Below are 23829 nucleotides of genomic sequence, written 5' to 3'. Positions count from 1 at the left end.
CCGCGTTTTTTTGCGCTACTTTTTGAGCAATGTTCTACCACTATCAATTAAACCGACAATTAATTTATTTTTTGATTTAGTAAGCAGCTGAGCGCTGTTTAAAGTTTGATGCAATGGCAGAAATACATGCTAATGGATTGTGTTATAGGCCTTTTATATCACAATTAGGCAATCGATTGCAGGCTTATAATCAATGTTTTTGTATCCCTCATCAAAAGGTACGAGGGGTACAGGATATAAACAATACCAGGAAGAACTCAGCTACAAATATAACTACTTATGCATCAGGACCTTTCGCCGCCAACTAACCTATCCTTAATTCAATAATAATCTGCAATTATTTCACTTAAATTTTAAATTCATGAAAAGAACACTACTCACAAAATTCCTGATTTTTATCGGGATGACCTTATCAACTATGATGATAAGTCTGCCGGGCTTTTCCCAAACGGGGAAAATTACCGGCAAAGTTTCAGACAAGGGCGATGGAGGTCCACTGCCTGGCGTAACTGTTAAAATTAAGGGCACGATCGAGGCCGTAAGCACCAATATTGATGGGGTTTATTCCATCAATGCTGGTCAGGGAAGCACGTTGGTTTTCTCATTTATTGGTTACGATTCAAAAGAGATCGTAGTTCCGGCATCGGGCACAATTGACGTAGCCTTAACTAAAAACACGAATAACCTTAACGAAGTAGTAGTAATAGGATATGGTACCGCGCGCAAAAAGGAACTGGTAGGTGCTGTTGATGTGGTGTCTGCTAAGGATGCCGGTGCTAATACATCGCTAAGCCCTGCACAACTACTCATAGGAAAAGCCCCCGGCGTTCAGGTAGTGCCCACGAATGGTGTGCCGGGTTCAACTGCGAAAATTATTGTACGTGGCGTCGGTTCTTTTACTGATGTTAGCCCGCTGTACGTGGTTGATGGCATACAGGGTAATGAAGGGTTGTTCAATCAAATTAGCCCACAGGATATTGAGAATATTACCATATTAAAAGACGCAGCTTCCACGGCAATATATGGCGTTTCCGGTGCTAACGGTGTTGTGATCATTACAACAAAAAAAGGTAAATCTGGCGCCACCCAAGTATCGTTCACTTCGCAGGTAGGTTTTGCAACCATACCTAAAATGTTCGACCTGCTGAAAGCTGCTGATTATGTGAAGCTCCTAAAAGATATTGACGTTACCAACAACAACCAAACGCCTGCAAAGCTTAACACACCTTATGTTTTGGTTGACAGGACCGATTGGCAAAAGGAAATTTTTAAAACCGCATTATCAACGCAAAATAATGTAAGTATAAGCGGCGGAAGTGATAAGGTTATCTATAATTTTTCGGCAGGATATGTAACGCAGCAAGCTACGATTAAGGATTATCAATTAAAAAGGTTTACTAACCGGTTTACGTTAGAAGAAAAATTAGGCCGTTTTCGTTTCGGGCAAACCTTAAATTTGAGGTACTCCAAAACGGCGGGCCAGGTAGCAGGCATAGGTAACGCGCTTACATACGCACCTTATCAACCCATCTATGATGCTTCAATTCCGGGCGGTTACTCCATCCTTACCAACGTTGATGATGACAGCAATGCGGTAAACCCGTTATCAGACTTAGGCATAAAAACCCAAAGCGGCCATGAATTGGTATTGTTTCCACAAGTATTTGGCGAAGTGAAAATTATCGATGGTTTAACCTTCAGGTCACAAGCATCAGCACAATATGGCAGCAGTGTGAGTGATTCTTATAGTATACCCTATGTAACTGCCAATAAACTGGCTTTCGACCGGCAAGCAGGCCGTAGTTTTAACAACAACTCCAGTTACACCCTTGAAAATTATTTTTCCTATAATCATAACTTTGGTAAAAACAATGTTTCGTTAACAGCAGGTACAAGTTACAAAGGTGCGGGCAGCAGTAAATCTGTTGGTTTAACAGGTACTGGTATGCTAACGGATGAAGTAAGGGACATATCGGTAGCCACAAAAATTACCGCCGCCAGTTTTTCAGGTTATGCCAATGGAGCTGGCATAGAACAATCTTATTTCGGACGTTTGATCTATTCTTATGACGATAAGTATATTCTTTCAGCCAGTTTAAGGCGCGATGGGTCCTCCAACTTTCCCAAGGCAAACCGTTACGGTAATTTTCCCGGCGTGGGCTTAGCATGGCGTTTCAGTCAGGAAGATTTTATAAAATCAGCCCTGCCATTCATCAGCGATGGTAAACTTCGCGTGGGATGGGGGCGTACAGGTAATAACCGGATCTCTCTTACTGCGAGTGATGTTTATACCTTTAATGGATCGACTGCGGGAAACCTGGTGTATTCCTTCGGGCGTAATGAGCAATTTATTAGCGGCACAACACTAATTACTATCGGAAACGGATTATTGCACTGGGAAACAACAGACCAAACCGATGCCGGAATTGACCTGGCATTTCTTAACAACAGAATAACGTTTAGCGCCGATTACTACAATAGAAAAAGCAGCGGGTTATTGGTTGATATACCTGTGCCCCCAAGTTTAGGTATAGGAATAAATACAGGCGGTAGCAGCCAGACCGTTAACGCGGCAGATGCCCAAAATAAAGGTTTTGAATTTCAGTTAGGCTACCGTTCTGAGGTTAAAAATGACTTTAGCTATAACGTAAGTGTTAACGGTGCTTTTAACAGTAATAAAACAATATCGTTAGGCACTCAATCGCCAACGCCAATATTGCGGGGGGCCAGTGTGGCAAATACTTTAACCCAGCCGGGCACCCCTATCGGCGCATATTATGGTTATAGGGTTGATCACGTGGCCAAGGACCAGGCCGAAATTGATGCATTAAATGCAGCAGCATTGGCTAAAAGCGGCAATGCAAAATACCAGGACGGCTTACTCCCCGGCGACTTTATTTTTAAGGACCTGAACGGTGACGGGGTCGTTAACGACAAAGACCAGCAGTTTTTGGGAAGCCCAATTCCAAAGTTTATGTATGGCTTTAACCTGGGGGCTACTTACCACAATTTCGACCTGAATGTAGTACTATCGGGAGTGCAGGGTGTGCAAATTGCAAATGCGCTGAGAGCCACTTTGGAGTTTGCGCCAACGGGGCATAACGCCTCAACTGCCATACTAAACAGGTGGCAAAAGCCGGGCGATATTGCTATCCTTCCACGGGCCGGGCAGAATGGCAACGGATCTGGTAATTTGAGGTCATCAGATTTCTTTGTAGACAACGGAGCCTATCTACGCGCCCGTAACATTACCCTGGGGTATACTTTTACAAAAGCGGCTTTACGATCGTTTTCTGGTAATGTTTTAAGCAGACTGCGTATGTACGTTGCCGCGGAAAATTTATTTACCATAACCGGCTATAAAGGGTATGACCCCGAAATAGGCTCGGATGGGGGCGACCTTATTTTTAACCGCAATATTGATAATGGCCAGGTTCCGCAGCCGCGCACAATTTTATTCGGCATACAAGCAGGATTTTAAGTAACATTTTTAAAAATACAATGATGAAAAAATATATAAAATTCTTTATGACGGGAGCGTTGTTGGCTCTCTCAATAGGGTGTAAAAAAGATTTGAGTTTAATTAATAAAAGTGCGTACACTTCTGACACGTATTTCACCAGCGATGCTGCTTTAAACGAGGCCGTTGTGGCCACTTACGCGGGTTTGCTGCACAACGGTATGTGGGCACGCGAGTGGTATTTTACTTTTGATTTGCTTGGCTATGATGCCAAAAATAATCAGCCCCTGGTAGGTGATCTTCTGCAATTGGCCCAGTATAACTACGGTCCGGATCAGAATCAAATGGGGCAAATATGGTCGGCATTATATCAGATAATAGCGCGCGCCAATGTGGTTATTGATCGTGCGCAGGTATGGAAGCCGGATCCGAATAAACCTATAGAGGCAACGCATCAAACGCAATATATTGCCGAGACCAAATTCCTGCGGGCCTATGCTTATTTTCAATTAGTTAATTTGTATGGCCGGGTACCACTCCGTACCAAGTATATAACCTTGCCAACGCCTGCAGATATTAACCTTGGCAGATCGCCTGTTGCCGATGTATGGGCATTTATTGAAAAGGATTTGAAAGATGCTGAAGCTGGCCTTCCGGTTTCCTATTCTGCTTCTGAAAGCTACGGACGTGCTACACAAGGTGCTGCGGTGGCACTTTTGGGTAAATCTTATTTATATGAGAAAAAATGGGCATTGGCACAAACCGAACTTACTAAGTTAACCCAGGCGCCTTTTAGTTATTCGCTTGCGCCGGTTTATAATGATCTTTTTGATGATCCCAACCAGAATAATCCGGCTCTAAATCCTGAAACCATTTTCCAGGTGATGAACCAGAAATGGACAGACTGGGGCGTAGGTAACCAATATTACGTTTTCGGAGGCCAGGAAACCTGGGGAGGCAAAGCAACACACTCCGACCGTGCGCAGGAATACGGCTGGAATGATTGGAATAACGTACTTGTAACTACAACCGCTGTTAAGGCTTTTACCTATCCTAACCCAGTTACCCCTGCTGTGAATTACGTAGATCCCCGCGCAGCCTTCACCTTTTATGGCGATGCTGCAAGTGGCGGGCAAACACAGTATTGCCAGCAATGTACCCCCGGAGTGCCGCCTATAGCTTATCCCTATGCTTCAAAAGGGTACGCATGGCTTAAATATGAATATTATAACAAACAATCGTCTTTTGGCGGGCCGCAAAGCGGTATAAACGGCCAGGTAATACGCTATGCCGATGTATTGCTTATGCTGGCAGAAAGTTATATACAGCAGGGTAATACCGGTGCCGAGCCATTGGCCTTAATTAACAAGGTGCGCAGCAGGCCAAGTGTTAACGCTCTGCTTTATCCCTCGTTGGGTAGCCAGGCAAATGCAATGAGCATCTTAATGCGTGAAAGGCAGTTAGAGCTAACCGGCGAACAAAGCCGTTATTTTGACTTAATACGTTGGGGTATTGCAAAGCAAACAATAAATTCTGAAAGGCAAATTGAGGATGGTACACAGCCCTTTCAGGACAAAAACTTACTGTTTCCAATACCTTTAGCGGAAAAGAATGCTAATTCTGCAGTTGCTGCCGATATTTCGGGAGACTGGAATTAATATACAATAATGTAATTTATAAAGGGCCTGTGGCAGTAGTGTCGCAGGCCCTTTTTATTTAAAACTTATTATATACCTATTCAAAAACTTGTTTTCAGGTCATCCGCTTAAGAAAACGGCCAAACAACCTCGTGGCCTATATGGAAGTACTGATAAAGCAATGCCCATTAACGATCCCAAAAAGGCTGGTTATCATAATTAGGGATTTCAAAATCAATCATTTAACGTAGCTTTGGTAAGCCAATACCGATAATATTTATGAGACATCTAATCTTATTGCTTGCTTTATTGCTTACTGCTCCATTTATGCAAGCTCAACCTTCTCCTGTTAGGGTGAAAGAAGGGTTGTTACAGGGGACTACTGAAAATGGCCTGACCATTTATAAAGGCATTCCTTTTGCAATACCCCCGGTAGGAGAACTGCGCTGGCGCGCTCCGCGACCCGCTGCAAAATGGGATGATGTTCGGCAGGCTGATAAATTTGCTCCCGAACCTATGCAGGGTGGCAACCCCGTTTCTGGAAAAAGCGAAGATTGCCTGTATCTGAACGTTTGGACACCCGCAAGGTCGCCGGCGGACAAAATACCGGTGCTGGTGTGGATATATGGCGGTGCTTTTAACTTTGGGGGAACGGCTGAACCATCTTATAACGGAATGAAGCTGGCAAAAAAAGGTGTGGTGTTGGTAAGCATCGCCTACAGGGTAGGACAACTTGGATTTTTAGCGCACCCTGAACTTAGCGCCGAGAACCCTAATCATGTTTCGGGAAACTATGGTCTGCTGGACATGATCGCGGCCCTTAAATGGATCAGGGAGAACATCGCCGCTTTTGGCGGTGATCCTGATAAAGTTACAATTTTTGGTGAATCGGCAGGTGGTATAGCGGTAAGTATGTTATGCGCAAGCCCTTTGGCAAAAGGCCTTTTCCATGGTGCAATCTCTCAAAGCGGCGGTTCATTTGGGCCTACGCGTACTACAACATTTCCGGGCGAAAATATGAAAAGCTTGCCTTATGCGGAAGCCGCAGGTGCAGCGTATGTTAAAGACGCCGGCTTTACTTCGATTGCTGATTTGCGAAAGGTTGATGCAGATAAGCTACCAGCGATACGCGGATTAGCATGGCCTATTATAGACGGCTGGGTTATATCGGGCGACCAATATAAGCGCTACGAGGAAGGTAAATATAACGAAACCCCTGTCCTGGTAGGTTATAATTCCGATGAGGGTGCCAGTTTCTCACCTCCAAAAACTCCGGAAGATTATGTTGCCGCGGTAAAAGACCGATATGGCAAATTTGCTGATGAACTTATTAAAGTTTATCCTGCCGGCGCAGTTAATGTTGCAAAAACCGCCCGCGACCTAATGCGGGATGCCGCGTTTGGTTGGCATACCTGGAGTTGGGCAAGGTTACAGTCAAAGGGTAAATCGAAGGTTTTTTATTATTATTTTGATCAGCACCCTGATTATCCGGAGGGTTCGCCCCTTGCAGGATATGGATCGGCCCATGGGCAGGAAGTAGCTTATGTATTTGGGACACTTAATGCTTCAAGCCCGCAAACCACTAAAACAGACTTGTATATTTCAGATACGATGGGTACGTATTGGACAAATTTTGCGAAGTATGGCGACCCAAACGGTGCCGGAGAGCCTAAATGGCCCGCTTTTGACGATTCTCACCCTATTGTAATGTACTTCTCACAAACCGCACATACCGGCCCCGTACCGGGTGCCGCAGCGTTAAAGGTGTTGGATGGTTATTTCAAATGGAGGCGTTCGCCTGATGGCGAAACCGGGCTTAAATAAAAATCTGTATTATAAACTAATGTAAATGGCTTTATGTAATGTATCCGCTATTTTAAACTTTAACGGGTGCTGTTTAATAAAAAAATCATTTCTGAGCCCTTATAACACTCAGGGTTTGTTGCGTAATCCCTAAATAGGAAGCAATATGCCCAAGGGGGACCCGCAATAAAATATTTGAATAATTATCTGTCATCGACTTATAGCGTTGCTCCGCAGTTTGAAATTGCAACGAAAAAAGTTTGTCCGAAAATCGTTTTAAAGTCTCTATCGATACCATAAAAAAGAATCCTTTGAATACGTCGATATTGTTAAATAAATCATTAAATTCCTTAAAGTGTATAGTCCTTAATGTAGTGTCTTCAAGGACCTCCCTGCCATAAGGGTCTGTTTTATTAAAATAGTTACTCTCTAACGACATGGTAAAGGCATTTTCGTCAAAGAAGAAATGAGTGATATCTTTCCCGTCTTTGTTATAAAATGTCCGGATCATTCCTTTTTCAATAAAATGAACTTTTTGAGAACGGTTGCTGGGTTCTGCCAATATAGTCCCTTTGGAATAAAATTCCCGTTTGAAGGCGGCGTCAATTACGCTGCGTTCCTCTGCACTAAGCTTTATTTTAGTGTTTATATACCGGGTCAATTCCATATACTCTTTAAAGGGATCTTAACTAAGTAATTGAAAGGCAAATATACCATATATGTATAAGTTTATCTGTGCGTTTGCCCATGAGATTAAAAATGTCCAAGCCAGGTTCACCCCTTTACCCAGGGCACGGGAAATTTCGTCAATTTGAACATTTCGTGCCCTATTTATTCACTTTTGTACCCCTTCATCCACTTTTCCGGTCTATATTTTTGGCCAGCCCGATCAATAAACCTGATAGCATTTTAAAAAAAGAGATAGTAGTTTCTTTGTCTTCGGATAGGAAGCGAAAGTACCGGCATTTATGCAGGGACGGCTTTATCAGCTATCATTTTATAGCCGGGAACAAAATGTAATTTATTACCAATTAGATAAACCTATATTCATGTTGAATAAAACACAAGTGCTGAAGCAGGGTCGCTTCAAGCTAATGACCTCTTTGTTTTTGCTTTTCATAAGCATATCTGTAAAGGCATCTGTTATATCGTATAAAAAAGATGCAAACGGATTGCTATTTAAGCTGGATAAAGGCTTAATGTATATCGCCGTTTGTAAGGATGATATCATTGAAGTTAAATACACCACGTTTAACAGTTTCAGCAACAAATCCTCACTCATTGTCAATAAAAAATGGGGGCACACCGTTTTTGATGTACGGGACAATAAAGACCAGGTTGTTATCACAACTGCCAGGTTAAAAGTACTAATTAACAAAACCACCAATGCCATAACCTATGCCGACCTTAACGGCAAAGAGATTACTTCTGAGGATGAGAAAAGCATTACACCGGCTACCATTGCGGGCATAAACACCTGGAATATAAGCACCCGGTTCAATTCGCCAAAAAACGAGGCACTTTTTGGCCTGGGCTGCCACCCGGTTGATACGGGTGCCATCAACTACAAAGGCCGAAACCAGGATATGGCCATCAAGTACCTGACGGGCGCAATACCGGTATTATTATCTACCAGGGGTTATGGCCTGATGTGGGATAATTATTCGGCATCCAACTTTTATGGCGCTGAAGAAGGCAATACCAAATTCAAATATGTATCTGAAAGTGGGAGGGAGGTTGATTATTATTTTTTCTACGGCCCCGGTTTCGATCAGATCATCAATTCGTATCGCACGGCTACCGGCAAGGCCCCCATGTTTCCTAAATGGGCATTTGGGTTGTTCCAGTCGCAGGATAGGTATATGAGCCAGGACGAAGTGCTTTCTGTTAAAGATAAATACCGCAGTAATCATATTCCTGTAGATGTCATTGTGCAGGATTGGTATTATTGGGATCCATTCCCGATAGGGGTACACGTAATGAACCCGGCCCGTTATCCCGATCCTAAAAAGATGGTTGACGAATTACACAAGGCAAACATCCATGCAATGATATCCATTTGGCCCGTATTTGGTAAAGGAACAAGGAACTTTGACACTTTGAAAAAAATGGGTGGATTAACCAGTATTACCTGGGACAATGTTGTTACGCACACCTTCGATACCTATTATGATGCCCATAACCCCAAAGCGCGCGAATTATATTGGGACATGGCACGCGACAGCCTGGTTAAAAGATACGACTGGGATGCATGGTGGGTTGACCAATGCGAACCTGATAACGGCGCACTGTTAGATGAGCGGCGCAAAAGCGATTTCTGGACAGGGAAGGGGATCGATTACTTTAATACCTATGCATTACAGCATTCTACAGGCTTATATAAGGGCTGGCGCAGAGATATTCCGAATAAAAGGGCCTTTTTCTTACTCAGGCAATCCTTTGCAGGCGAGCAGCGAAATGCCGGCACACTTTGGTCATCCGATATCTCCTGTTCTTTTGAATCTTTTAAAGTACAGGTACCCCAGGGCATTAATGCCTGCACATCCGGTATACCCTACTGGACGTCGGATATCGGCGGATACCATTACAACTGGACCGCGCCGGATTGGTCGAAACCGGAATTCAGGGAGCTGTTTACCCGTTGGTTCCAGTTTGGTACCTTTTGCCCCATTATGCGGATCCACGGCAAGGGTGAGCGGGCGATATTTTCGAAAAACTGGGATGAAGATACCCGCGCCATACTTATGAAATTCGATAAACTTCGTTATCGCCTGCTTCCATATATATATTCTCTTGGAGCAAAAACCACCCTGGAAAATTATACTATGATGCGTTCGCTCGCATTTGACTTCCGGAATGATGCCAACGTTTATAAAATACCCGACCAGTACATGTTTGGCCCCGCATTTTTGGTGAACCCCGTGACAGCCAAAGGCGGAACAACAAGAAATGTTTATTTACCCGGGTCTGATTTATGGTATAATTTCTGGACGGGCGAAAAGCTATCAGGAGGTAAATATATTGATGCGGATGCACCAATAGACATGATGCCATTGTATGTGCGCGCCGGCTCTATCGTTCCAATGGGGCCTGACGTTGAATACGCTACACAGGTAAAAAATAAAGTTATTGAGTTGCGCATTTACCCGGGTGCCGATGGGCGGTTTACCTTTTATGAGGACGAAAATGACAACTACAATTATGAAAAAGGCATGTATACCACCTTTTCATTAACCTGGAACGACAAACAGAGAAAACTAAGTATTTCCGGTACCAAAGGGAGTTTCCCGGGTGCTTTGAGGCAACGTACATTCAACGTTGTTTTGGTTAATGGCAAGCACGGATCTGGGCCGTTGGAAGCTATTAAAACTGATAAAAGTGTAGTATATAACGGAAGTGCGGTAGTGGTGAAATTATAACATAACCACACTACAGGCATTATGGATGTACCCGGATGCAGCCGATTATCTGATTAGGCAACTCAGTAAATATGTTACATCCGTAATGCTGGCGCGTTCTCGTTGTAGGCTTTTCACAAGAAACCAATTTTACCTTCAATATGAGAAACTTAAACTATTTTTTCGGTATCGTCATCATGCTGGTGGCGTCGGGGTGCCGCAAACAGGAAATTGCCGCCCCGCCTGTTAAACCGTTAATTAAAACCGCGATCAGTAATTCATTAATGGCAACCAGCTATCCAAGCTACAACCTTTCACCACTTCCGCCCGATCAATCAGGAGTATCCAGTACGGCGGTTCAAATCGCATCAAGGATACAGTTAGGATTTAATATCGGCAACACAATGGAGGCCCCTAATGATGAACAGGGATGGGGAGCGCCCATGATCACCCAGGCGTTCGTCGACAAGGTAAAACAAAAGGGCTTTACAGCTATACGGATTCCTTGCCAATGGGATTATTCACATATCATAGATCCGGCAACCGAACAAATAGACCCGGCCTGGCTTAATCGTGTGCAGCAGGTAGTACAATACTGCGTTAACGACGGTTTGTATGTGATATTAAATATACATTGGGACGGCGGGTGGCTGCAGCAGAATTGTACAGTTGCACAACAGCCGGCCGTTAACGCCAAACAAAAGGCCCTTTGGGAACAAATTGCAACAAAATTGCGTGGTTTTGACGAACATTTGCTTTTTGCCAGTACTAATGAACCTGGCGTTGCGGATGCTACACAAATGAGCGTTCTACTTTCTTATCATCAAACTTTCATCGATGCGGTTAGGGTAACCGGTGGGCGTAACAGGTACAGGACTCTTGTTGTGCAAGGCCCTGATACTGATATTTCAAAAACAAACAATCTGATGAACACAATGCCTTCAGATTGGGTGGCCGATAAATTGATGGTTGAAGTTCATTACTACACCCCCTATAATTTCTGTTTGATGGAAGGAGATGCATCATGGGGAAACATGTTTTATTATTGGGGTTCGGGGTATCACTCCTCCACCGATCCTACCCGCAATGCAACCTATGGCGAAGAGGCTGACCTCAATGGATATTTTCAATCGATGAAAACGAAGTTTGTTGACCATGGCATCCCGGTTGTACTGGGAGAATTTGCGGCAGGGCGCAGATCTTCCCTTACGGGCGACGCCTATGATCTGCATGTTGCTTCCAGGGCGTACTGGTATAATTACCTCACGCACCAGGCATTGGCAAACGGTATCCTTCCATTTCTTTGGGACACAGGGTCGATCATCGACAGGTCAACATATGCAGTAAGCGATCAGCAGCAATTAGCCGCGCTTGTGCAAGGAACGCAAACTGCCGCATCCCCGGGAATTCAGGTTGGAAGTGTATATCAGATCTTCAATAGAAATAGTTTTAAAGCTTTAGAATTTGCCGGCTGGGGTGCTGCCAATCAAACATCGGCAGATCAATGGGATTACTTAGCAGGAGCAAACCAGCAATTTAAAGTGGAAGATGCCGGAGGGGGCTACTACAGGTTAACGCCTATGCATGCCAACGGAAAGTGTTTGGAAATGTATGGCTGGTTTGGTGCTAACGGTGGCCAGGCAGATCTGTGGGATTATACAGGTGGAAATAATCAAAAATGGCTCATTCAGGCCACCGACAATGGATACTATAAGATCATCAACGTAAATAGCGGAAAGGCCCTGGATGTTTCAGGATATTCGCTCCACAATGGTGGCACTGTATATCAATGGGATTACATGGGCGGCAAAAACCAGCAATGGGCTTTTGTAAAAATATAAAGATAATTTGCTAAAAGCTCGCTGCAAACCTGCTTTAACGGCATTTAAGCGTTCGTAAATAGTTAGTTGATTAAAATGCAAGTGAATGCGTTCCGGGTTGAGAGCCGGACGCATTTTTTATTTAATAACTCACCTGCTGAAGGCTTCGTATAAAATTGAAAAATGCATGCTTTATTAAGTACGAATGTGTAGTTATGTAACATTTATACTACCTTAGTGTACTGACTTTAAAAAGTTAACCTGGTGGATTTGTGCTTTCCAATGATATTCCGATGCAAATAAAATTTTATTATCTTCTTGCGGTTACGTTAATTTTTGCATGTAATAATTCGTTAGGGCAAAGCAGTCAGTACCGGTTTTCACAACTCGATGTAAGTAACGGGCTGTCACATAACCAGGTTAACTCCGTATTCAAAGATTCGGGGGGCTTTATCTGGTTTGGGACTGCATCTGGTCTTAATAGATTTGATGGTTATACGTTTAAGGTATTTAGGCATGATGTTAATAATAAAAACTCCATAAAAGGCGATTTTATATATAGGGTTTTTGAAGGCCCTAACAAAAAACTATGGATATCAACGCGTAGCGGGTTTTGTTTTTATGATCCTGATACAGAGCAGTTCAATGATGATATGTCATTGTTGTTGCGTCCTTTAAAACTTCCGGTTAATCTGTCGGTCACTAAAATAATGCAAACCAGTGCTGTGGATTTTTGGTTTTTGTCTCCAGACTCAGGTATCTACCGATATAATACCCTAAGTAAGCAAACAAAACACTATTACCATCACAATAGTTCCAACCCATCTTTATATTCAAATTCCATTACAGATATCACCGTTGATAGTAAACGTAATATATGGATAGTATACAGCAACGGCACAGTTGAAACGTTGGATATTAAGGCCGATAAAATCACCTACCACACAGATGTTTTTAGTAAGATAGCAAAGAGTAAAAACGGTCAGTACTCTTTAATTATCGACCGCGATAACGATCTTTGGTTTTACGGGTCATATGTTGAGTTGGGTGTATATTATTATAAGCCGTCAACAGATACTTTCCGGCATATTGATAAAGAATCGCCGGGGCCAAGGTTAAAGGCGAACCTCATCAACAATATCATACAGGCCGACGATGGGCGTATATGGATCGCTACCGACCATGGCGGTATCAGTGTGCTGGATAAAAAGAAATTTGAAATTACCACGCTGCTAAACCGGGAAGACGATGCCCAATCATTAAAGCAGAATAGTGTATCACTCTATAAGGATAACTTTGGTATTATTTGGGCTTTCACCTTTAAAAAGGGAATAAGTTATTATCATAAAAACATTATTAAATTTCCGCTTTACAAACACTTTGCCTCAGACCCCGGCAGCTTGAGTTTTGAAGATGTTGACAAATTTGTTGAAGACAAACTCGGAAATCTGTGGATTGGCACCAACGGAGGAGGCCTGATTTACTTTAACCGGAAAACGGGTAAGTTTACACAGTATAAGCACGATGCCGGGAACCCGAATAGCTTAAGTAATGACATTATTGTTGATTTATGTATTGATCATGACCAAAAATTATGGATCGGTACCTATTTTGGCGGCCTGGATTGTTTTGACGGGAAAACCTTTATCCATTACAAACACGATGACAAATCTGCCAACAGTATTGCTGATGATAGGGTATGGAGCATTCTGGAAGATTCTTCAAACCGTTTATGGATAGGGACCTTTGAGGGCGGCCTTGAGATTTTTGACCGATCGAAAAAAACATTTTATCATCCTTTTAAACAATCCGATATAAGGTCCCCAATGGTATCATCAATTTTTGAGGATAAAAAAGGGAATATATGGATTGGGGGATATTTGGGGGTAGATGTTATATTAAAAAATAACGGGCGGGTGATCCATTATACCTCAAATGGAGAAGCCCCCAATAGTTTAATAGATAATAACGTAAGCAGTATTAACGAGGATAGCCGCGGTTTAATGTGGATAGCTACAGCGGGCGGATTGAGTATTCTGAACCCTAAAACAAATACTTTCACCACATTGACAAAAAAAAACGGGCTTCCCGCTAATTCAATATTAAATATAGTGGAGGATAGCAAGGGAGCGATGTGGTTGAGCACGTCGAACGGACTAAGCCGCATTACCCTAACACCAATAGCTAAAGCTTTTACTTTTCACTTCGAAAACTTCGACGAAATGGATGGTTTGCAGGGCCGGGAATTTAATATAAACTCCGCTTTGAAAACACGCAACGGTGAACTGATATTTGGGGGTGGTAATGGCTTTAATATTTTTGATCCGGCAAGTATAGAACCCGTAACAAATAAGCTCCAACTGGTTTTTACCGATTTTCAACTGTTCAATAAAAGTGTAACAGCCAATGAGGACATTAACGGCCATGTAGTGCTGTCGAAAGCTATAGCTGTAACCCATGATATTACGCTTAATCACAGCGAAAATGTATTTTCTATAGAGTTTGCAGCCCTTGATTTTTTGAATCCCGGTAACGTTAAACATCAATATATGCTGCAGGGGTTCGACAAAGGATGGGTAAACGCAGATAACAGAATACGAAAGGCAAGCTATACCAACCTGGATCAGGGCGATTATGTTTTTAAGGTGCGGGCCTCTAATTCAGAGGGAGTGTGGAACCCGGATCAAATTTCGCTAAGGATCAAAGTACTGCCGCCATTTTGGGAATCTACGCTCGCTTATATCATTTACCTGGTACTGTTTCTTAGTATTCTTTTGCTTATACGGCGAAGAGGGATACAAAAAATAAGAAGAGAATTTGTAGCAGAAAAAGAAAAACAGGAAGCAAAACAAATAATTGAGCAGGAGCGCCAGGAAGTTAGGCGTATGCAGGAGCTCGATCAACTGAAAACCAAATTTTTAACAAATGTAAGTCACGAGTTCAGAACGCCGCTATCATTGATCATGGCGCCGGTAGATAAAATGCTTACCCGTGCCGACCCGGAACAGAACCAACAGCTGAACATGATACGAAAAAATGCCAGGCGATTATTAAACCTGGTAAACCAATTGCTGGATTTCCGTAAGATGGAAGTTCAGGAATTGAAATTGCACAGCAGACCAGGAGATATAATCAGGTTCATTAGCGAGGTGAGCCTGTCATTTACAGATATTGCCGAAGAAAAAAAGATCGATTTTGTATTTGATACTACCGTTGAATCGATGTTTACCAGCTTCGATCATGATAAGATAGAAAGGATATTGTTTAACCTGATATCCAACGCCTTTAAATTCACCTCTACCGGCGGCCAGGTGAGCGTACTGCTTAATGCAGAAAAGGGGGCATGTAGCGACGCCTGTCTGGAGATTAAAGTAATTGATACCGGGATAGGTATTCCGCTGGAAAAGCAAAGTAAAATTTTCGAGCGGTTTTTTCAGAACGATATTCCCGCATCGATGATCAACCAGGGCAGCGGCATAGGTCTTGCCATAACACGGGAGTTTGTGAAGATGCACGGAGGGGAAATAACTGTTGAAAGTGAGCCGGACCATGGCAGCAGTTTTATTATCAAACTGCCGGTAACTATTTCTGCCGACAAGCAAATTGTTACGTTGGTAGACGAAGAAGCAGACCATGAAAATCTGGCTGACGTTCTCCATCTTGAAAGTAAAGCTACTGCCAAACAGGAGCGTACAAACAAAATACCGGTCGTTCTTTTGGTGGAAGATAATGACGATTTTCGTTTTTATTTGAAAGATAATTTAAAGGACATATTTTTTTTAATCGAAGCCTCAAACGGCAGAGAAGGCTGGCAAAAAGCCCTTTCGCAACATCCGGATATCATTGTAAGCGATATCAGCATGCCGGAGATGACTGGAATTGAATTGTGCCAAAAATTAAAAAATGATAAACGCACATCGCACATACCCCTTATTTTGCTCACCGCCCTGACGGGTGAGGCAGAACAAGTGAAAGGTTTGGAAATTGGTGCGAATGATTACATGACAAAACCATTTAATTTCGAGATACTTCTTTCAAAGATCAAAAACATCCTTACACTACGGGATACCTATAAACGCACATACAAAAAGCAAATGGACGTGCAACTGCAGGAAATGCCATTGCAAAATGAAGATGAGAAACTGTTAAGGAGTATAGTTGAATATATAGAACTTAATATTGTAAACGATAGCCTGTCGGTAGAAGAATTAAGCCGCCAGATGAATATGAGCCGTGGGTCGCTTTATAATAAAGTGTTAATGCTTACCGGTAAATCACCCGTTGAATTTATCCGTTCCATAAGGCTGAAAAAAGCAGTATATCTGCTCGAGAACAGCCAGATGACCATTAGTCAGATCTGCTACGAAGTGGGCTTTAACACCCCCAAATATTTTACAAAATTATTTAAGGAAGAGTATAATACGCTTCCTTCTGCCTATATCACTTCTATTCGCCAAAAGAAACTATCCCAGGCGGAAGGCGGAGAGGGGTAACGTCCCGATGGTTTTGCAATAAAACACTCAGGGAAATGAGTAACAAAGGCGGCAAATATCTCAATATTTCTTCTGTCTAAAGCATCGCCACCGTGCTCCAAAAGGGACATCGCTTTTAAAACAGAACGACTAACAGTACGGATTTTGGCAATAATTTCAATTGCTTTTCAGGCTTGTTCGCGTTCGGCACGGGGCGCGAACAGCCCGAACAAGCCCGAACACGTGTGATTTTAAACGAATCTTTACTGAATATGCCTGTAAAAATGCTAAAAGCGATTTCCCACCGTGCCCCAAAAGGATAGTTTAAGGTAAGTTGGCCATTGGTTGTAGGTGCTGATTATTAGCAGATGGTACAAAGAAGCATAGTCCCCGGAAGTCTGCCTACTATATTATTTCTAAAATTTCCATAGCCATATAATGCATTAAAGGATATTGAATATGTATTTAATATCCTCATTTAAAGCTTATTGTGATTGATTGAACATTTGGTCTATATTTTTACTCAACTCTGCCACCCCTCCTTTTTTTAGTTATCATAGTTTCATCCCTTAGAATATAGGCTCAAAGTTGTCTGTTTAAGATTTGCTTATGAACTATGTTCTACCAATAACCAATTAGACCAACTGTTAATATTTTTTTGAATTAGGAGCCTGCGTTTGGCTGTATCTGAAGTTTTTTACTGCTCGTTCGGGCGGTTGTAAATGGGCACTTTAGGGTATTTGTTTATCCAAAAGGTATGATAACGAAAATAATTATGAATGAAATAAAACCAATTAATTACTAACCAACAAACAATGAACCAATTATCAAACCTTAAAATCCTTTTATAAGATGGATAAAAATTTACAAAAGAGAGTGAAATATCGAATTTCCTTAATTATCATGGGCATGTTCCTTTATATTTCGGCCCATGCACAAACCCTAAATATCACCGGAAAAGTAACAAGTACCGACGGTGGCCAGCCTATACCAGGTGTAAACGTTAGAATTAAGGGCACAACCATCGGAGCCGTAACCGGCGTTGATGGTAACTATTCTATAACGGCTGCCCCCGGAAACATACTTGTTTTTAGCTTTTTAGGTTTCTCCACCCAGGAGATAAACGTTAAACAAACCGGAACAATAGACGTTAAGCTGAGTTCAACCTCCAGCAACTTAAATGAAGTGGTTGTTACCGGTTACGCCCGCACGAGAAGAAAAGATGTTACCGGGTCGATAAGCTCGATATCGGGCGACGAACTCCGCAAATCTCAACCAACTACTTTTGACCAGGCCCTGCAGGGTAAGGTTGCCGGGGTTGTGGTTCAACAAGTGTCAGGTCAGCCTGGTGGTGGCGTATCCATTCAAATACGTGGTGTGTCGTCAATAAGTGGCTCTAATTCGCCGCTGTATGTTATAGATGGCGTTATTATTCCTCCGGTAAACGACCCGGGTAGTGGTTCCAATCCATTAAATACCATCAACCCTGCTGAAGTAGAATCAATAGATGTATTGAAAGATGCTTCGGCAACAGCCATATACGGTTCGCAGGCAACCAATGGCGTAGTTGTTATTACTACAAAAAGGGGCAAAGCCGGACCACCGCGGATAACTTATGATTTCTATGCCGGTTACCAGGAACTGGCCAAGCGACTCCCAACAATAGATTTGCAACAGCTTGCCACTTTCATTAACGCCCGGGCCGTTGCCTGGGGCTTCGATTCGAGGCCCGAATTTGCCAACCCCCAATATTTAGGTAAGGGTACCGACTGGCAAAAAGAATTATTCCGGAAAGCTCCGATGAACAGCCACACAATTACTGTAAGCGGCGGAGATGCCAGAACCCAATATTTGCTATCAACCTCGTTTTTTAACCAGCAGGGGATAGCCCTTGGGTCTGATTTTACCAGGTACTCGGTACGGTTGAACCTGGACAATAAAACCACCAATTGGCTAAAAATAGGAACCAGCCTTCAATTGGCCCACGTTGACGAAAATGTATCTTCAACTAACGGTAATGTAATTAGGGCCGCGTTAGACAATACCCCCGATATCCCGGTAACAAACGCCGACGGCTCCTGGGGTGCGGTTACCAACACCAGCGGTTGGGTGCAACCCTCTGCCAACCCGGTGGCATTAGCCTCTATCCTCAAAAACCTGAGAAAGAGAAACCAGGTATTCGGCAATGTATATGCCGAAATACGATTTGCTGAAGGTTTAGTGCTTCGAAACGAATTATCAGGTAATTTCGATTTTAGTACAGAAAATCATTTTTCGCCATCTTATACTTTTGGTAAAGGTACTCCCAGCCAAAACAGCGGTTCTTCATCCGCCGGCCAAAACTTTTATACAGTAATACGCAATTTTCTAACCTATAACCACAGTTTTGGGAAATTTAAATTCGATGCTTTAGCAGGGCATGAAGCGCAGGAAAGCTCTTTCGAAAATGTTAGTGGCGGGCGGAGAAATTTTGCTTCAAACAATGTGCAGGGCGTTAGTGCCGGGGATCCTACCACGGCCACAAACGGAGGCGATAATTCATACTCAAACCCTCCGGGGGGCAGTGCACAGGAATCCTATTTCGGCCGTATGAATTTTTCCTGGGATGATAAATATCTGCTCACCGGCAATATACGAAACGATGGTTCTTCAAATTTTCCGAGCGGAGATCGTTGGGTTACTACCTATTCTGGTGGATTTGCCTGGAAAATTAATAACGAGGCGTTTTTAAAAGGTATAAAAGCTATAGATGAATTGAAGTTGAGGCTTGGTTATGGGCTTACCAACAATCAGGGCATACCAGGCAATACCTTTGTAACCCAACTTACATCGGTGTCTAATAGCCTGTCGGGTACAGCACAATTTCAAAGCAATTTGGCAAACCCTGATGTGAAGTGGGAAAAAACCGATTATTACAGTGCGGGGATTGACGGAACGTTTTTAAACGGACGGTTAAGTTTTTCATTTGATGTTTACGACCGCGAAACACACGGACTTTTATTAAAGGTACCGCTTCCGTTGTATACCGGTACTGCTGCGGGTTATTCGCCGGGAACCATGGTGGCGCCCTATGCCAATGTGGGTTCGGTAAGCAATAAGGGTTTTGACTTCCAAATCAATTCTACCAACATTAGTTCTAAAAACTTTAATTGGAAAACCAGCCTTACCCTATCGCGGAATGCTAACAAAGTGCTTGATTTAGGTTCCGGTGGAAGCCAGGCTAACTTAAGTTCGACATTTGGTAACGATGTAATTCAAACAACCCGGGTGGGCCAGGCCATTGGCGAATTTTATGGATACATATTCGATGGGGTTTATTCAACGCCAAGTGATTTTGTAACACATGCACGCCCTGTTAACTCAACCGGCGTCCCATATCCAATTTCTTCGTCGGGCGGGGGTATTTGGTACGGCGACCGTATGTTTAAAGACCTGAACGGCGACGGTATTATCGACTCAAGGGACGAGACTTTTTTGGGTTCTCCGCTCCCGAAATTCCAGTATGGTATCAATAATACGTTTAACTACAAAAATTTTGATTTGAATATCTTCTTCGCCGGTAGTTATGGCAACAAAGTGTTTAATCAAGTGGGTGTATCGCAAACCGATTCGCAAAACAATACCAGCTATTATACAGACATATTAGGTTATGCAAGATTGGCTTTGGTAGATCCTAACGGCTCTGCATCTGATATTAACAATGTATATGTTACCAACCCAAACACAACGGTTGTAGGATTGAGAAATGACAATACCAACGGTAATAATCGTCCTAATAATTTGTTTATCCAGGATGCTTCATTCCTGCGGTGCAAAAACATCACATTAGGTTACCGGGTACCAGAAAAAATTCTATCAAAAATCTCTGTAAGTTCTTTTAGAGTATTTGCTACTGTATCCAATGCCTTTGTAATCACAAACTATAAGGGCACCGATCCTGAAATTGGCTCATGGAACCCGCTTCAGTCAGGATGGGATGGTGGTTATTACGCGCAGCCGAGGGTATTCACTTTTGGTGCAAACATAACCCTGAAATAAGATACGATCACCGATGTTAAAATATATGTTTATGAAATCAATTAACAAAATAATTATCATCCTGGTATTTGCAGCAGCAATTGCCGGATGTAAAAAGAGTTTCCTGGACCGTCCGTCCAACTCGCAGATCAGTTCAAATAATTTTTACAAAACCACCTCCGATTTACGGTTGGCTACGGCAAGCCTGTACGCCGGCGGGCAGTGGTGGCGATGGAACAGAAACGGTATGTTACCCCTTGGCGACGTACTGGCCGGCACGGGTAGTTTCGGATATAGTAACGATTTAGTACAGCTTTTTACACGCACCATTACCGCGCAAAATAGTTATGTAACAGAGGGTTGGACCGGCTTGTACAGTCTTATTGCGCAATGTAATACAGTTATTATTGCCATAGAGAAACAAGCTCCTGCATCCATCCCGCTGGCAGAAAAAAATGCGGCTATAGCAGAGGCGAAATTTATGCGTGCCGTAGCTTATTATCATTTGGCAGTGTATTGGGGCGCTGTGCCCATTGTGGAAGATAACAGTAAACTAATAGAAAACCCGCTGCTTGTCCGTAATATTACTTCGGACGTTTATAAATTCGCTGCCAATGACCTGACCTACGCAGCGAAATATCTCCCCATTACAGACGAAAAAGGCCGGGTAACTACCTGGTCGGCGCAGGGAATGCTGGGCAAAGTATATTTAACGATGGCGGGTTTGGGCAAAAGCGGCAGCCGCGACCAGGCCTTGCTTGACAGTGCCAAAAAGTATGCGGGCAATGTGTGTAGAAATAGTGGATTATCGTTGCTTCCCAACTATGCCGACCTTTTTAAGGCGCAAAACAACGATAACCAGGAATCATTATTTTCCCTTCAATGGGCCGCAGGTGTGGGCTATGGAAATGGCAACGATTTGCAAACCTGGTATGCGCCAACCAGCGATGTGCTTCCTCAAAAGAGCGGTGGATGGCAATCATTATCACCAACTTACGATTTATACCGGATGTATTCTGCTAAGGATACCGTAAGGCGCAAAGCCACTATTATGCTCAACGGAGATTTTTATCCCGAATTGAATCAAGCCGCTGGTGGTTATAAGGCCACCGGTACCGGTATGAAAAAACACGTTATTGGCAACGAAAAAGATAACAATGCCCCAACAATGGATACCTGGTCGTCCATTGAACACAATTCATATCTCAGATTGGCCGATGTGTATTTGATATATGCCGAAGCTGTTTTGGGTAATAACGCGAGTACGAGCGATGGTAATGCGCTGGTCTATTTCAACGCTGTACGGAAAAGGGCAGGCGTGGATCCTGTAACTGTGCTGGACGCCGCTACACTGCGCGTTGAGAGGAGAGTTGAGCTTGCCTATGAAGGACAATATTGGATAGACCTTGTTAGGTATTCTTATTATGATCCGAATAATGCCGTGAAGTTACTTAATGATCAGGATGCCACTCACGGTCGTATCGGGTTTACTTATGATCCGGTAACAAAAACAGCTACAAGGGATACTACTGCCACTCCAACTGCGCTTCCGGCTACTATCAGTTCATTTACGTTACCTATTCCGGCATCAGAGTTGGTTAGCGACCCCAAATTGACACAGCCACCAGTACCATATTATTAATTAAAAACATTTTAAATATATTGTTATGAAAAATAAATCATACTTACACCTGTTGTTTTGTTTGCCGCTTCTGTTGATGATGGTGGCTTTACTGCCAGCTTGTAAAAAAGATGCTGCATCCGGTCCTGCTCCTGTTATTTCGAGCATCAAGAGTTATGTAGCCTCGCCAAACGATACGGTTTTGCATAGCGCCGTGGCAAATGGCCAATGGGTGGTAATAACCGGGCAGAATTTGCAAAATGCAACTCAAATAAATTTTGATGGTGTACCGGCCTCATTCAATACCGCATTATTTGCGCCTAACAGCGCGGTGGTACAAATACCCGCCATACAGTTTTCACAAATTGATACTGCTAAGCTTTATACCGTAGAGTATGCTACAGCAGGCGGTTCAACAACGTTCTCGTTTAAATTGGGTCCGGCGGCACCTACTATTGTCGCTATTTCTAATGTGTTTGCTGCCCCGGGCGATTCGGTTTACTTATATGGTGCAAATTTAGTTTTGGTTCAAAGCTTCACTTATGGGGGTACTAAAATCAATTCGTTTAAATCAAACCTTTCTGGAACTTCGCTTGGTTTTCTTATGCCACCGGCAACGCCCACCGATCAGATATCGCTAATAACCAAGAGCGGTGCAGTTAATTTAAAAATAGTAGCAACGCCAACCATAAGCCGTGTTTCTAACGAAAATGCTAACCAAGGCGATTCGGTTTATGTTTACGGTACCTACCTTAAAAATATTGAAGCGCTGACTTTTGCCGGCACTACAGTTACTTCTTTTAACGTGGCGGCCGATGGCAGTTCCCTTGGGTTTGTTTTACCTAAGCTAACGCAAAGCGGCCCGGTATCAGTCACTACAAAATTTGGCACAGCAACCACCGTGTACAAAGTAAATGATGTACAAACCGGCAGGATATCAGATTGGGAGTGGGATGGTAATTTTAATTGGCAATGGTGGGGTGGAGCCAGCGTTTACAGCGGCAATCCCTCGGCGGGGTGGCCTCCTTATAACCCTGATTTTCCTGGTAATTTAACGCAGTTTATGACGCTGAAAAACAACATCCTGTCGGCTGGCGAAGGAAACACATACTCTAATTATGCAATACGCATGAATGGAGCACAATGGGTGCCAACAGCCAACCTTAGCGACCCTGTTGATAATTGGGCATTTAAATTTGAAGTAAGTATTCCGCAAGCTACAAATGGCGTTACCGTGGATATTATAGGTGGAAACGACAGCCCATTGGCCAGATGGGAACCATGGCAAAAGTCTGCGACTACAACAGCCCCGTATTCAACAAAAAAATGGGTAACTGTAACTATTCCTTTATCAGCGTTCCGTTCAAAAGATGCTACGCTGGGCGAAGGGAAAGGGGTTTCCATAGCCAAAATTGCCGATTTAACCGGGCCTTCGGGCAATACCGCATGCACAGTGTATTTACATAACTACGGCACCGGGGCAACAGCAACCGGCTTTTATGGTGCTTTTGACAACTTCAGAGTTGTAAAAATTAAATAAGGTAAAGCCCCACGGCAGCATATCGCTGTGGGGCTTTACCAATAATGGATGAATTTTTAAT

At 43.1% G+C, this 23829-nt stretch carries 10 protein-coding genes; 9 read left to right on the top strand and 1 reads right to left on the bottom strand.

Annotation, left to right across the window (positions count from 1 at the left end; translation table 11 throughout):
• Positions 1–361 precede the first annotated feature (361 nt).
• From IDJ77_RS04800 to IDJ77_RS04790, 3 genes are all read left to right on the top strand, one after another.
• Positions 362–3481 carry a SusC/RagA family TonB-linked outer membrane protein gene (locus IDJ77_RS04800; protein ID WP_191187793.1) on the top strand — a complete coding sequence of 1040 codons (3120 nt, stop codon included), beginning with the start codon at positions 362–364 and terminating at the stop codon, positions 3479–3481.
• A gap of 92 nt (positions 3482–3573) precedes the next feature.
• Positions 3574–5118 (top strand): RagB/SusD family nutrient uptake outer membrane protein, encoded by a 1545-nt coding sequence (locus IDJ77_RS04795; RefSeq protein WP_224750963.1) that lies wholly within the window; start codon positions 3574–3576, stop codon positions 5116–5118.
• Positions 5119–5376: 258 nt separating this feature from the next.
• The gene (locus tag IDJ77_RS04790; protein WP_191187792.1) at positions 5377–6921 is read left to right on the top strand and encodes a carboxylesterase/lipase family protein; all 1545 of its coding nucleotides are present in this window, start codon (positions 5377–5379) and stop codon (positions 6919–6921) included.
• Between the two features lie 85 nt (positions 6922–7006).
• Here the strand turns inward: IDJ77_RS04790 and IDJ77_RS04785 are convergent, their stop codons facing one another.
• Positions 7007–7567: a Crp/Fnr family transcriptional regulator gene (locus IDJ77_RS04785; protein ID WP_191187791.1), complete on the bottom strand. Its 561-nt coding sequence runs from the start codon at positions 7565–7567 to the stop codon at positions 7007–7009.
• A 382-nt stretch (positions 7568–7949) separates the two neighbouring features.
• On the opposite strand from IDJ77_RS04785, the gene IDJ77_RS04780 reads away from it, so the two are divergent.
• From IDJ77_RS04780 to IDJ77_RS04755, 6 genes are all read left to right on the top strand, one after another.
• A complete protein-coding gene (locus IDJ77_RS04780) occupies positions 7950–10319 on the top strand; it encodes a glycoside hydrolase family 31 protein (protein WP_191187790.1) in 2370 nt (789 codons plus the stop codon).
• Between the two features lie 140 nt (positions 10320–10459).
• Positions 10460–12139 carry a cellulase family glycosylhydrolase gene (locus tag IDJ77_RS04775; RefSeq protein ID WP_191187789.1) on the top strand — a complete coding sequence of 560 codons (1680 nt, stop codon included), beginning with the start codon at positions 10460–10462 and terminating at the stop codon, positions 12137–12139.
• Between the two features lie 272 nt (positions 12140–12411).
• The gene (locus IDJ77_RS04770) at positions 12412–16611 is read left to right on the top strand and encodes a hybrid sensor histidine kinase/response regulator transcription factor (protein WP_191187788.1); all 4200 of its coding nucleotides are present in this window, start codon (positions 12412–12414) and stop codon (positions 16609–16611) included.
• A gap of 882 nt (positions 16612–17493) precedes the next feature.
• Positions 17494–20628, top strand: coding sequence for a SusC/RagA family TonB-linked outer membrane protein (locus IDJ77_RS04765; RefSeq protein ID WP_224750962.1), 3135 nt, complete (start codon positions 17494–17496; stop codon positions 20626–20628).
• A 31-nt stretch (positions 20629–20659) separates the two neighbouring features.
• Entirely contained in the window at positions 20660–22249 is a 1590-nt protein-coding gene (locus IDJ77_RS04760; RefSeq protein WP_191187786.1) for a RagB/SusD family nutrient uptake outer membrane protein, read from the top strand.
• A 25-nt stretch (positions 22250–22274) separates the two neighbouring features.
• Positions 22275–23768, top strand: a complete 1494-nt coding sequence (locus tag IDJ77_RS04755) for a glycan-binding surface protein (protein WP_191187785.1) — start codon at positions 22275–22277, stop codon at positions 23766–23768.
• Positions 23769–23829: the final 61 nt, after the last annotated feature.

This window comes from Mucilaginibacter pankratovii, from assembly GCF_014773265.1.
In the GTDB taxonomy this organism is placed as follows: Bacteria; Bacteroidota; Bacteroidia; order Sphingobacteriales; family Sphingobacteriaceae; genus Mucilaginibacter; species Mucilaginibacter pankratovii.
The sequence above is the reverse complement of the archived record's forward strand: the minus strand, read 5'-3'. Positions and strand labels throughout refer to the sequence as shown.

Excerpts from the sequence above, each read along its gene's own strand:
- IDJ77_RS04800 (WP_191187793.1), top strand. The coding sequence starts at position 362 with ATGAAAAGAACACTACTCACAAAATTCCTGATTTTTATCGGGATGACC.
- IDJ77_RS04790 (WP_191187792.1), top strand. The coding sequence starts at position 5,377 with ATGAGACATCTAATCTTATTGCTTGCTTTATTGCTTACTGCTCCATTT.
- IDJ77_RS04785 (WP_191187791.1), bottom strand. The coding sequence starts at position 7,567 with ATGGAATTGACCCGGTATATAAACACTAAAATAAAGCTTAGTGCAGAG.
- IDJ77_RS04780 (WP_191187790.1), top strand. The coding sequence starts at position 7,950 with ATGTTGAATAAAACACAAGTGCTGAAGCAGGGTCGCTTCAAGCTAATG.
- IDJ77_RS04775 (WP_191187789.1), top strand. The coding sequence starts at position 10,460 with ATGAGAAACTTAAACTATTTTTTCGGTATCGTCATCATGCTGGTGGCG.
- IDJ77_RS04770 (WP_191187788.1), top strand. The coding sequence starts at position 12,412 with ATGCAAATAAAATTTTATTATCTTCTTGCGGTTACGTTAATTTTTGCA.
- IDJ77_RS04765 (WP_224750962.1), top strand. The coding sequence starts at position 17,494 with ATGGGCATGTTCCTTTATATTTCGGCCCATGCACAAACCCTAAATATC.
- IDJ77_RS04760 (WP_191187786.1), top strand. The coding sequence starts at position 20,660 with ATGAAATCAATTAACAAAATAATTATCATCCTGGTATTTGCAGCAGCA.
- IDJ77_RS04755 (WP_191187785.1), top strand. The coding sequence starts at position 22,275 with ATGAAAAATAAATCATACTTACACCTGTTGTTTTGTTTGCCGCTTCTG.